This is a genomic window from Olivibacter sp. SA151, assembly GCF_054130995.1.
Genome location: NZ_CP096391.1, coordinates 5,468,295 through 5,481,060, shown reverse-complemented (window position 1 = coordinate 5,481,060; position 12,766 = coordinate 5,468,295). Strand labels below are relative to the sequence as shown.

Below are 12,766 nucleotides of genomic sequence, written 5' to 3'. Positions count from 1 at the left end.
TTTCGCGATGAAAAGAAGAACAATTTGGATTGTAAATCAGTTTGCGAGTATGCCGCAAAATTCCTTTGGAGCTGGTGAGCGCTTTTTTCATTTGCTTGAGTATTTTTCAAAAAAGTTTAATTGCAGAGTGTTTTCCGGTTCTTTTAGTCACCTTTTAACCAATCCGCCTCAAATTACTGGAACTTTCACTGATGAACGTATAAATGATGGTTCTGTTTTCACTTGGATAAAACTGAAACATTACAAAGACAGAAGCTACATCGGACGTGTTTGGTCGTGGTTCGAGTTTACAGTTAAACTATTTCGGTATCCTTGTAAATACGAGAGGCCAGACATAATTTTAGTTTCTTCCATGTCTTTAATTCCGTTACTTTATGGTATTTGGCTAAAGTGGCGATTTAACTCAAAATTTATCTTGGAAATTAGGGATATTTGGCCTCTTACACCAATTGAAATAGGCGGATTCTCTAGGAAACATCCATTGATGCTCATTTTAGGAGTAATTGAACGACTTGGATATAAACATGCTGATTGCGTAACTTCTGTTTTGCCTGAATTTGAAAGCTATCTAAGAGAGCATAGGTTTAAATATAAAAGATTTGTATGGATTCCAAACGCTATAAAGGCTGTACACGAAGTGGAGATCGAAAAAGATAAAAAAAGTGTTGCTTTAAGTGAAAATGTTAAGGTAGAATTTTCAGTTCTCTATACCGGTACCCTTGGTAATGCAAATGCAATGGAGTATTTCATACAAGCTGCAAAATATCTTGTAGCATATCCGATACAATTTTTAATAATTGGCGATGGACCTTTAAAGTGTGACTTACTGAATATGGCAAAAGGCATTAACAATGTTCAGTTTCTTCCAAAAGTTTTGAAAGCTGACCTGAAACAATGGCTAGTTAGCGCCGATCTGTGTTTTATTGGATGGCACAACAAGCCACTTTATCGATACGGAGTTGCAGCGAATAAATACAACGATTATATGCTTGCAAAGAAACCGATTCTTTCATCATCAAATATTTCTAGCGATCCGGTCCGCATTTCAAAATGTGGAATAAATGTCGCAGCAGAAAAACCGAAGGAAATAGCCAAAGGAGTTCTTAAATTATATAATATGTCGGCGTACGAAAGGGAAGAGTTGGGAAGAAAAGGCTATGATTATCTTATGAAACACAAAACATATACTGTGATCGGTAAAAAATATCTAGAACTATTTGATCAATTACTTTTGGTTTAATAGAAATGGTTTCCAGTGAACGTGTTAGATTTTATGAAAATAGCTTAGTCTATGTATGCAGTATTAATAAAACGGTCATTTGATCTTATTCTTTCGTCAATTGTTTTTGTTTTGGTTTCGCCTATATTCTTTTTAGTCGTTATCTTTCTTTTTATTTCTAACAGAGGATACCCCTTTTTTTTTCAATTACGCCCGGGTAAAAATGGTCGAATTTTTAAGGTCATTAAGTTCAAAACTATGAATGATCGAAAAGATAAAGACGGAAATCTCTTATCTGACGCTGAACGTTTAACAGCCATTGGTAGTTTCGTTCGTAAAACATCTTTGGATGAAATTCCGCAATTGCTAAATGTAATTAAGGGGGATATGAGCTTAGTGGGGCCGCGCCCACTATTGGTTGAATATCTACCACTCTATAATGCGGAGCAAAAAAGAAGACATGAAGTGCGACCTGGTATTACGGGCTGGGCACAGGTAAATGGACGAAATGCGATTTCCTGGCAGCAGAAATTTGCCTATGACGTTTGGTATGTCGATAACTTGTCTTTTTCACTGGACGTAAAGATTATTTGGATCACAATCATGAAGGTATTTAAGCGCGAAGGGATTAGCGCGGAGGGACATGTCACGGTAGAGCGTTTCCAAGGAAACGGGAATTGATTATTTTTACAGTATGCAAGAGGTTTATCTAATCGGGGCAAGTGGCCATGCTAAAGTAGTTGCGGAAATTTTATTAGAAGAGGGCAAGTATATTAAAGGAATCTTCGAGAAAAATGAAGCCATTCTACGACTTTGGGACTATCGAGTCTTGCCTCAACCGGAAGCAGGCGCCTGGTCAAGGGATGCTCCTTACGTCATCGCCGTTGGGAGTAATCGTATCAGAAAATATGTTGCCGAAACCTTTCAGAATGAACTGACTTTCAGTAAAGCGATCCATCCGGCCTCAATTATATCCAATCGGGTTTCGATTGGTGAAGGGACGGTTGTCATGGCGGGTGTTATAATCAATACAGAGACTCGGATAGATAAACATGTCATCCTGAATACGAATTGCTCTGTAGATCACGAATGTGTATTAGCTGATTATGTGCACATTTCCCCTGGCGTTTCCTTGGCAGGGGATGTGCAGATTGGTGAAGGAACGCATATTGGTATCGGTGCATCGGTTATTCAAGGGGTTCGAATCGGCAAGTGGTGTACCATTGGCGCTGGGGCAGTCGTAATACGCGATGTTCCGGATTATGCGATAGTGGTGGGCAACCCTGGCCGGATTATAAAATATAACCAAGCTTGATTAGACTAGCCTTACGAACAATGGCCGAAGTAAGTACGCAAAGAAAAACAATACAAAGTATATAAAGAGAATGAACGAAAAAATATGGCTCTCTTCTCCTCATATGGGAGAAATGGAGCAACAATATGTCAAACAAGCTTTTGATACCAACTGGATTGCGCCACTAGGGCCACATGTAGATGGCTTTGAGGGAGATTTGGTAGCTTTTACCAAAACAGGACACGCAGCAGCCTTAAGTGCTGGCACAGCAGCCCTACATTTGGCGCTAATTTTATTAAATGTGAGCGCGGGGGATGAAGTGATTTGCCAGTCGATGACCTTCTCCGCTTCCGCTAATCCAATTGTATACCAAGGGGCGGTTCCTATCTTTATAGATAGCGAAAGGGATACTTGGAATATGGATCCCGAGCTGCTACGAGAAGCAATCGAAGATCGTTTATCCAAAGGTAAAAAGCCAAAAGCCATCATCCCTGTACATTTATACGGTATGCCGGCTAAGATGAAGGAAATTATGGCTATAGCAGAAGAGTTTGCTATACCTGTAATCGAGGATGCCGCAGAAGCGCTAGGATCTACCTTAGACGGAAAGGCAATGGGTACTTTTGGGACACTTGGCGTGCTGTCATTCAATGGGAATAAAATTATTACAACTTCAGGAGGCGGCGCATTAATTTCGGATAACGAAGGCTATATTAAGAAAGCACGCTTTTTAGCTACACAGGCTAGAGACGTAGCACCTCATTACGAACATAGCCATATCGGCTATAATTACCGTATGAGTAATGTATGTGCGGCCATCGGAAGAGGGCAAATGGGAGTGTTGTCTACGCGCGTGACACAGAGAAGAAGGAATTTCGATTACTATCGAGAACATTTAGGAAACATAGCGGGTCTTTCCTTCTTAGAAGAACCGGAAGGAATGATTTCCAATCGATGGCTCTCTACCATTCTTATTGATCCAAAAGTGGCTGGTATAACAAGAGAGGACGTTAGAGTTCACTTAGAAAAGGACAATATCGAGTCTCGGCCGTTATGGAAACCCATGCATATGCAACCGGTCTTTAAACATGCTGCCTATTACGGACAAGAAGTGTCTAGAGGATTGTTTTCCAATGGATTATGTTTGCCTTCGGGATCCAATCTGACAGAAAAAGATCTATCCCGAGTTGTGTCTCGAATGAAAGATTTATTACCAACGGGATAATATGTATAATTTTGTATACATTTTTTGCCTACTTGCTAACAAAAAATGTATATTTATGAAGACAACGTTAAATGTTATAGATATCCACTTTGTTCACTATTTTTTAATCGCTCCGATCTTTTTTCATTAAATTAACCTAATTTACGGCATTACTTTTGCTGCTACTAACGTATTTTTCACAAGATACGGCTGACTGTGTATTTTTGTGCAAAAATCCGAAAATTGGGAATTAACAAGAGGGGAGAACGACTAATAATTTTGTGATCGATTATTTTTATGCTATGTAAACCATTTCATTACTTGGCTTACCATAATTTTTGCGTACTTTTGAAAACTAATTAATTGATTGAATGTTAGTTGATGTGTAGCTGTTGTTAGTTGTATGACGGTGAATAGGGTTGCTTATTTAGTAGCAAATATAAAAACTTAGCTAATGAGGAAAATTTTACTGGATAATAAGGTACTTCCAAGATGGATTATCTTTTTAATCGATTTGGTGTTGGCCAGTTGGTCTTTTGTGTTAGCTTATTTTATTTCAGAAGAGTTTAAGTTCCCAGAGATTTTACGAGGTCATTTTTTTATCTATACCAATCTCTACGTAGTTATTTGCATTCCTATCTTTTTCCTCTTTAAAGTTCATGTAGGCCTAATTCGTTATTCAAATATGCGTGATATGCTGCGAATATTTACGGCGATGCTCGCCGCGAGTACGCTGTACACCGTCGTAATACTCTCACTTGTTGAGCCTTATTTCAACATACATAGCCTTCGAGTGAGGGAGGTTTTACTGATTAACTTTTTTATTGGCTCTACTTTATTGATTTTTTTACGGATCGCTGCGAAAGGCACTTTTCAATATTTTCATGATAAACTATCAAAAAGAGATAAGATTCATGTATTGATCTACGGATCAGATGACAAGGCGGTGTTGGTAAAGCAGGCCTTAGAACGAAGTGCAACCTCGAAGTTCATAGTGGTGGGCTTTATAGATAAAGATCGGTCTAAACTGAACAGTCTAGTAGAACAAAAGCGCGTATTTCACATCAAGGACCTGCCACGTTTGAAAGCTACCAAGAATGTGGATAAACTTTTGCTATTAAATGACCGATTGGATGAACGGGATAAACAGGTGGTGATCGAACGGTGTTTACGTCTCGAAATTCAGGTGGTTACTGCGCCTACTCCGGATAAATGGTTGTCGGGTACTATAGGCGAATTGCAAATCAAGAATTTGCGAATTGAAGATTTGCTGCAGCGTCCGCCCATTGAAATTGATAATGCAAAAGTAAAGGCCGACTTATTTGACCGGAGGGTATTGGTAACGGGAGCAGCAGGCTCCATCGGTTCAGAGATCGTTCGGCAAGTAATGAACTACCATCCTCGCGTCTTGATTTTATGCGATCAGGCGGAATCTCCTTTACATGAAATACAATTAGAAGTGGAGGAATCTTTTCCCGATGTTCGTTGTGAGATTGTGATTGCCGATGTGCGTAACCGACACCGCATGGAAAAAATGTTTCGGCAATTGCGCCCGCAGGTTGTTTATCATGCCGCGGCTTATAAGCATGTACCTCTGATGGAAAACAATCCGTGCGAGGCCGTACATACTAATGTGAAGGGTACGCGTATAGTGGCGGACTTATCCGTGCAATATGGTGTGGAAAAGTTTGTAATGATTTCCACCGATAAGGCGGTGAACCCGACAAATGTAATGGGAAGCTCTAAACGGATCGCGGAGATTTATACGCAAAGTTTAAATAGTGCGCCTTTTAATAAAAATACCCGCTTTATCACGACGCGCTTTGGTAATGTGTTAGGATCTAACGGCTCCGTTATACCGAGATTTAGAGCTCAAATCGAGAAAGGAGGGCCTATTACGGTTACGCATCCGGAGATTACCCGTTATTTTATGACCATTCCGGAGGCGGTTCAGTTAGTGCTAGAGGCCGGTACTATGGGAAAGGGTGGTGAGATTTTTGTTTTTGATATGGGCAAGCCGGTTAAGATCGTCAACCTGGCAAGGAAAATGATTAAGCTAGCAGGATTGCAACCCGGTGTTGATATTGATATTGTATTCACGGGTTTGAGACCTGGCGAAAAGCTCTACGAGGAGTTGTTGAATTCTGAAGAGTCTACTTTACCTACCCATCATGAAAAGATTAGTATTGCACGCGTGATTAACCATGATTACGTAGACGCATGTCTAGCTATTGACAGCCTGTTGAGCTTGTCAAAAGAGGGAGATAACATGGCAGTAGTAAAGCAAATGAAAGCCATTGTGCCGGAATTTTTAAGTAAAAATTCACCTTACGAGGAGTTGGACGAGGAGCAAGAAGTTTTATAGAGTACTTGCTTTTATAGAGAGATCAGCAAAGCAAACGCGTGAAAAGAACTTTACATTTTTGTTGAGAGAAATTGCAAAAGTATAAAATTTTTGTATTATTTTTATTGCAATCAGCCCGGTTCGTAATAAGTATTAATTGACTTTTAAGAAAACTCATATGAAGCTTGAAAGTAGAATTCGAAGTGATAGGAGAGCTTTCTATTAGAAGACCGCCAACTGATATGCTGTTTTAATATCAATGTACTATTAAAAAGAGATACAATGCTTTCTATATTTAAATCAGCGACTGTTCGATTTCCCATTGCGGAAATATTACATACTGATATGCATGCACATATCTTACCAGGTATTGACGACGGAGCCGATAATGTAGAAACATCTATTGCATTGATTCGGGGCTTAAGAACCTTAGGGTATAAGCGATTTATTGCAACACCTCATATTATCAGCGATTTACATCCAAATACCAAAGAAACTATTGAATCCGCTTTCCATCAATTAAAACAAGCCTTACTCGCCGAACAGATGGATGTCGATATTGATTACGCAGCCGAATATATGATGGATGAGATGTTCGAAGGTTTGATGGAAAAAGGACCGTTGTTAAAGTTAGCAGACGACTACGTGTTGGTGGAAACGATGTTTATGGCCGAACCACCCAACTTAAGTACGGTGTTATTCGATATGCAAACGGCTGGTTATAAGCCGGTGGTAGCCCATCCCGAACGTTATCATTTTGTCTTTAATAAACCGGCAAAAGCGGAACGGATGAAAGATCGGGGCGCCTTACTGCAAATCAATGCCTTATCCTTGACCGGTTATTATGGTAAGCACGAGAAGCATACCGCTATTCAGTTACTGGAAGCGGGGCTGGTGGATTTTATTGGAACTGATATACATCATGAAAGGCACTTAAAGGTACTGACTAATTTTGTCATTGATCGGAAGGTGGCCGATTTATTGGAAAAAACCGCTTTTAAAAATAAAAACTTAAAAACGGTGTTGAATGAATAAGGGGTATCACAATCCCTTTGTTGTTAAAAGGTGGACGCTCAGCAACCAAGCTGAGCGTTTCGTTTTGTACTCCTTTTGATGCATTTGTACACGGGAGGGCTCTTTTCATACGTAAAAAGTAGATAGTCTCGGGACAAATCCAGCCATGAACTTTCAATAAGTATATGGATTTCCGCCGCGTCTATAACGAATTGTAAATAATTTTTACCTTTACCATTATGTACAAAATAAAATATTTATTAACGATCCTATTTATTGGACTGACCTCGTTGTCTGTAGTATATGGACAGTCCGCTAGCAATGATACCCTACGGATGTTAGCCATCGGCAATAGTTTTTCGGAAGATGCAGTAGAGCAGTACCTATATGAATTGGCTGATGCGGCGGGGAAAAAGATCGTTATTGGTAATTTATATATTGGCGGTGCTCCGCTATCACTCCATTGGGAGAATATACAAGGCAACAAAGAAGCCTATCGCTATCGGAAAATTACGGCCGATGGCCTTAAATCGACTAACAACGATGTAAGTATCCTTACGGCATTGCAAAGCGAACCCTGGGATTATGTTTCCCTCCAACAGGCCAGCCCCTTATCGGGTAAGTTCGACACTTATGTGGAGCCGCTTACCGGCATAAAACATTTCTTAGATAGCGTAGAAGGCGCTAACGTCAAATATATATGGCATCAAACCTGGGCTTATGCTCCTCATTCGACGCATGCGGGCTTTGCCAACTATGGGAAAAATCAGGAAGTAATGTATCGGGCAATAATGAAAGCGTCCGCAGAAGCCAAGAAGAAGTTCGGTTTTGATCTGCTGGTACCGTCCGGAACGGCCATTCAAAATGCCCGTACCACTTTTCTGGGCGACGACCTCACACGAGACGGCTATCATTTGAACCTGCATATCGGGCGGTTTATTGCTGCTTGTACCTGGTTTGAATCGCTTTTTGGCGAAGAGGCCCCAACTGATCGCTATCGTCCCGAAGGCGTCACGCCTGAGGAAGCGGAAGTGGCTAAGGAAGCCGCTCATGCAGCGGTAAAAAAGCCATTTAAAATTACAAAGCTTAAGGTCAGAGCAAGCATTAATACCCCCGTTCCCATGTAGGAATCAAAGGGGGTATTAAAGAATTTCGATACGCTAAAAAATCTGAAAAAATAACGGACGGATTTTACTGATAAAGTTCTCCGATCTCACTGTCATTTATCCAGCGATTGTAACGCCTAATTTCGTCAAGATTTCCATGGAAATACTTTGGAATGAGCGTTCCGTGGTTACCGGGGTTGATCCACGTTAAACCAAGTGTGGTAACATAAAATTCGCCGCTGTTGCTTGATGTTTGCCAGTTGGGGACATAAGGTGCGGTAAGTTGTTTTTGATTGTTTACAAATATTTCGATTTGTTCTTTTACGTTCGACCATCGGATAACGAGATGATACCAGTTTCCGGTTGTGATGATGGGTGCTGTTTTAAGTGGTAAAAAGTCTATATCACCATCACTATTTTCTCCGAATCCCCATTTATAATCGCACCAAGTAGTAATTTCGCCAGCAGGCGTAAGGGCAAGTTGGTATTCCCCTGCTGATAGGTAGGGGTCTGTATTATTGAAGAGCATGCCGGTTTCGTCAAAATCTCGCACATTTACCCAGAACGATAGGGTTCCTGCAGAATCGCTAAACCCGGCGTTGATATTCATATAGTTTTGGATTAAGCTGAGTGATGAATTGGGATTGCCAAGACGGTCGTTTTCAAAACTTGCACCATGGGTGTCGAAGGACTGCTGACTAACTTCGTCAATACTGTTACCTGAGAAAGGGAAATAGTATACCAAGCCGGCTTCAATATCATTGACGGGGATTGCTACGTCAATTTTACCACAAGAAGAAATTAAGGAGAGCGCCACAAAGGCAACAAAAGTTGAATAAGTAAAATTTTTCATAACTTATGATTTAGTGATCTGACTGAATAATTGTTTTACTAAATTATGCAAAATTATCGAATCGATTTTCTGATTTCGACTTATGTTACCCGTAATGCGTTTTTCGTGATGCTGCTTCCTGCATTTTCATAACTTTTCCGACATCTATGTGTAATAATGGTAGTTATAAGCCTCTTTGACTTCTTTTCGGATGGCTGAACCAACGATGCCATTATATATAAACCCGATTTGGAATAGTGAAGCTGAAATCTATAAATTGAATCAATATAATGAAATTAGGATGTGGCATCCGGATGTACACTCGGTATATCCGGATAGCTATTAAATCAAATGTACCGTCTACCTAATGCAATCCGTATAGCTTCTTCTACAGGACTACATGTGCCGGTGCTGCTGATACTAAAGTCGCTCTTCAGTAACAGCGGGGGTTGTGCCATAAACTTCGGTACCAAACCACGATGCCGTTGAGCAGCATGAACCAGAAACGGATGACAGAGATATACCGTGCCGGCCTTTCCGATGGCGAGTGCTTCCTCTCTTGCCGGTAATTCCGATAACTTTCCTGCCAATTCCATAAACGAGAAGCCCTTTTCACCTTCCGGTTCCAGTAATCTGGCAACATCCGAATGCGAACCTTTTAGGATTCGAGTAGGTGCATCCCGCTCGCTAACGTCCGAAAACAGAAATAGCATGAGTAGTCCACGGCCTTTTGAATATACGTTGACACGAGCGGAGAAAAAGTCATGGGGATCATCACCGGGGAAACTCGCATCGACATGCCAGCCGGTGTCTCCCGAATCAACTTCCGATGGGAAGCGGATCGGAAAGGCGCCCATGCTCATGCAAGGGAGCCATTTCCCTTTACCAACCAATTGGTCGAACGCTTGGTGAAGAATAGCGGTATTGGCTGCTTTGATAAATGGCTCCTGTGTATACATACCTAGCCAAACCACCGGCTGTGTCCAGGTACTACGGTCATTGGGATCGGCCGGAATATCTTTCCACAAGATACTTCTCGCTTCACGGGCAAGATCAGTAGAAAAGACGTTATCAATACGGACAAAGCCGTTGGTAATAAATGACTGTATTTGTTGAGAATTTAAGACGTTGTGCATATGTTACTATAAAAATTCAAACAATAAAGAATTTGTGCCGATGTGAGGCATTACACTTCAAGGATTGAAAATTTATATTATAACATTACAGTCATTCTCATAGGGCAAATTTAGACAAATTCATCTTTTTTCACAAGCGCTAGGTCTCTATCATAAAAGCAAGAAGGTGTAGCTATATTAATCTCTTTTTCTAACGTTATTTACCAGCTTTCAATCTGTACATCTTGGATCTCTTTAAAATGTTTGTCTTTGGTTATTAGTGTAAGGTTGTGTTGTTTGGCAATACTAGCTATCCAGATATCATTTTCGGGAATAGGTTTTCCTTTTTTCAGGAGCGCCGCCTTAATAACAGCGTAAGCATCTGCGGTATCAATATCACCGCGTATAACATTACATTTACTTAGGAAGCTTCTAATTTGGGATAAATGTTTCTTCGGATTGGATGATCTGTAGGCTCCTAGGAGTAACTCTGCCAAAACCACGTGCGGAATATCGACTTTTTCCCTGTCGCTTAGTTTCTTAATAACTATCGGATTTCCTTTGAACAGTTCAATGACTATATTTGTATCTAGTAATAAATTATTTCCAGTCATCGGGATTTATAGTTTCACAAGACTCCTCTATAGCCTTTTCAATTTCCTCAGCCTCTTCTTTGGTCCATATGCCGGAAAACTCACTGAATGCAGATTCAGTTCGATTTTGTTTTTTTGCTTTTACTTTGTTCTTCTTCAGAAAGTCCTCGAGCGCCGATAGCGTAGCCTCGTTTTTTATTTTAAGCACTTCTTCAATAACATGTAACTTCCTAGCCTCGGATAGCATAAATAACCTCCTTCTGCCACCATTTATTTGTAGCTTAATTACAAAAATACAAAAACCATCTTAAATTGAAGAACGTAGCAGAAAGGACATGATATAAAGTTATATAATATTACAAAAGGGTACCCTTGTCTAAACCAAGCTACTTACACGTATGATGAAACGAAGAATTAAGACAGCATAACGATAAAAAAATAAAAATAATTTTGTACTAATTGGTAAAGTATTTATATTTGCAGAGTCAAAAGGAAAATAAGATGGCAGGAAGACCAAAAATATACGATGAAGAAGCGGTGCTGGATAAGGCGATTGGGGTCTTTTGGGAAAAAGGCTATGAGAACGCTTCGGCGGACGATTTGCTGAAAGCGATGGGTATTGGAAAAGGGAGTTTTTACTTCGCCTTTAAAGGGGGAAAACAGGAACTCTTTGAAAAATCGATGAAGCGCGTAGCCGATCAATATTTCCGAGATTTCCGTAAGGCAGTGATGAGCTGTGAAAATCCCGTTCAATTGATCAGGGAGTTTTTCTTCTCGTTGGCGGGTGCCGAGTCGCCTGTTGGCGAACGCGGCTGTTATTTTGGTAACGCCCTGGTGCAGATCAGTGAGAGCGATGCCGGATTGAAAACAGTTGCGGCTGAAAGCCTTGATTTGTTAGAATCTATTTTTCAGGAAGCTATGGTGAGAGGAAAAGAACTGGGATTATTAAAAAGCAGCTATGAGCCAGCCTTGCTTGCAACTTACCTGATCAATTTATGGAATGGCTTTAATGTTACCAAACGCATGGTCACTGATCCGGAAAAACGGCTCGCATTGATGAAAATGAATTTGGAGCCGATCCGATAAAAAAATTTAATTAAAACTGTACTATATAGTACAAAATAACTAGGTTAAAATTAATATTCACCTCAAAAATCAAACAAAAATGAAACGCAAAGCAACAGCCGTATGGAACGGCGACATCAAATCAGGAGCAGGTCATTTAACTACCCAAAGTACGACCTTAAACAAAACACAGTACTCGTTTAATAGCCGGTTCGCCGAGGGCGTAGGTACCAATCCGGAAGAATTGTTAGCAGCAGCACATGCCGGATGTTTTACCATGAAGCTCGACCTGGATCTTACCCAAGCAGGTTATACCGTGGACGAACTGGAAACTACTTCTACCATTACACTCGACAACGGCAAGATTACGCTGTCGGAACTAAACCTGCAGGCAAAAGTACCGGGAATCACAGAGGAAGAATTCCAAAAAATAGCCAAAAACGCAGAACAGACCTGCCCGGTAAGTGGAGCTTTTAGTTTCGAAATTAAACTGAATGCAACGCTGGTAGCTTAAAATTAGGGAAAAGCCTCCTGTAGATAAAAATAAGGAGGCTTTTTTGTATCTTAAACCTACATCTTTTCATAGGTAACTGTGTAGCCGTCTGAAGCGGTCGGTCCGTGACATACTAGAAGTTTATTGCCCAATACCTTAATGAATATCTTCTGGTCTGAATCGTCAAAAACAATCTTGCTTTCATATTTAGTACCGTCGATTTCAGCGGATTCTTCTACAATCACATAGGTTCCTTTCGAAATCACGACCCCATCCTCAATTCTCTGGTATTCATTTGCAGAAAATTCGATAATATTTCCGTTCCCTTTTTCAAAATCGGACGGGGCGTCTTGGATCTGCCCTCCAAGAATATGTCGCATCTCCCATTTTCCTTCAAGAGATTCTGGTTGGATTTTATCCTTTCCGCAACCAAAAATAAGCGTGGTGAAAATAAGAATTAAAAAATGTAGATTTTTCATAACATAAT

The 12,766-nt window shown here is 40.4% G+C and carries 14 protein-coding genes; 9 read left to right on the top strand and 5 right to left on the bottom strand.

The annotated features are described in order from the left end of the window. Positions 1-7: 7 nt before the first annotated feature. The 7 genes from M1D52_RS22295 (at position 8) to M1D52_RS22265 (ending at position 8,202) form a co-directional block, all read left to right on the top strand. A complete protein-coding gene (locus tag M1D52_RS22295; RefSeq protein WP_437393609.1) occupies positions 8-1,240 on the top strand; it encodes a glycosyltransferase family 4 protein in 1,233 nt (410 codons plus the stop codon). Positions 1,241-1,291: 51 nt separating this feature from the next. After that, on the top strand, positions 1,292-1,900 hold the full coding sequence (locus M1D52_RS22290) for a sugar transferase (RefSeq protein ID WP_437393608.1): 609 nt from the start codon (positions 1,292-1,294) through the stop codon (positions 1,898-1,900). Between the two features lie 13 nt (positions 1,901-1,913). Beyond that, complete coding sequence (locus M1D52_RS22285; protein WP_437393607.1) at positions 1,914-2,534, top strand: acetyltransferase; 621 nt, start codon at positions 1,914-1,916, stop codon at positions 2,532-2,534. A gap of 70 nt (positions 2,535-2,604) precedes the next feature. After that, complete coding sequence (locus tag M1D52_RS22280) at positions 2,605-3,738, top strand: aminotransferase class I/II-fold pyridoxal phosphate-dependent enzyme (RefSeq protein ID WP_437393606.1); 1,134 nt, start codon at positions 2,605-2,607, stop codon at positions 3,736-3,738. Positions 3,739-4,171: 433 nt separating this feature from the next. Next, on the top strand, positions 4,172-6,082 hold the full coding sequence (locus M1D52_RS22275) for a polysaccharide biosynthesis protein (protein ID WP_437393605.1): 1,911 nt from the start codon (positions 4,172-4,174) through the stop codon (positions 6,080-6,082). A 261-nt stretch (positions 6,083-6,343) separates the two neighbouring features. Beyond that, complete coding sequence (locus M1D52_RS22270; protein WP_437393604.1) at positions 6,344-7,096, top strand: tyrosine-protein phosphatase; 753 nt, start codon at positions 6,344-6,346, stop codon at positions 7,094-7,096. Positions 7,097-7,314: 218 nt separating this feature from the next. Further along, on the top strand, positions 7,315-8,202 hold the full coding sequence (locus tag M1D52_RS22265) for a DUF4886 domain-containing protein (protein WP_437393603.1): 888 nt from the start codon (positions 7,315-7,317) through the stop codon (positions 8,200-8,202). Between the two features lie 64 nt (positions 8,203-8,266). On the opposite strand, the gene M1D52_RS22260 is transcribed toward M1D52_RS22265, so the two are convergent. The 4 genes from M1D52_RS22260 to M1D52_RS22245 all read right to left on the bottom strand — a co-directional run bounded on the left by M1D52_RS22260 (position 8,267) and on the right by M1D52_RS22245 (position 10,968). After that, positions 8,267-9,034, bottom strand: a complete 768-nt coding sequence (locus tag M1D52_RS22260) for a LamG-like jellyroll fold domain-containing protein (protein WP_437393602.1) — start codon at positions 9,032-9,034, stop codon at positions 8,267-8,269. Between the two features lie 326 nt (positions 9,035-9,360). Beyond that, a complete protein-coding gene (locus M1D52_RS22255) occupies positions 9,361-10,149 on the bottom strand; it encodes a phytanoyl-CoA dioxygenase family protein (RefSeq protein WP_437393601.1) in 789 nt (262 codons plus the stop codon). Between the two features lie 200 nt (positions 10,150-10,349). Beyond that, positions 10,350-10,742 (bottom strand): type II toxin-antitoxin system VapC family toxin, encoded by a 393-nt coding sequence (locus M1D52_RS22250; protein ID WP_013665126.1) that lies wholly within the window; start codon positions 10,740-10,742, stop codon positions 10,350-10,352. Then, complete coding sequence (locus M1D52_RS22245; protein ID WP_013665127.1) at positions 10,729-10,968, bottom strand: hypothetical protein; 240 nt, start codon at positions 10,966-10,968, stop codon at positions 10,729-10,731. Before M1D52_RS22245 ends, M1D52_RS22250 begins: the two co-directional genes overlap by 14 nt. A 254-nt stretch (positions 10,969-11,222) precedes the next feature. Between M1D52_RS22245 and M1D52_RS22240 the strand changes: the two genes are divergently transcribed. Both M1D52_RS22240 and M1D52_RS22235 read left to right on the top strand, forming a co-directional pair. Next, a complete protein-coding gene (locus tag M1D52_RS22240) occupies positions 11,223-11,807 on the top strand; it encodes a TetR/AcrR family transcriptional regulator (RefSeq protein ID WP_437393600.1) in 585 nt (194 codons plus the stop codon). Positions 11,808-11,886: 79 nt separating this feature from the next. Further along, positions 11,887-12,300, top strand: coding sequence for an OsmC family peroxiredoxin (locus M1D52_RS22235; protein ID WP_130854340.1), 414 nt, complete (start codon positions 11,887-11,889; stop codon positions 12,298-12,300). A 56-nt stretch (positions 12,301-12,356) separates the two neighbouring features. Here M1D52_RS22235 and M1D52_RS22230 read toward each other — a convergent pair whose 3' ends face one another. Further along, positions 12,357-12,758: a hypothetical protein gene (locus M1D52_RS22230; protein WP_437393599.1), complete on the bottom strand. Its 402-nt coding sequence runs from the start codon at positions 12,756-12,758 to the stop codon at positions 12,357-12,359. Between the last annotated feature and the right edge of the window lie 8 nt (positions 12,759-12,766).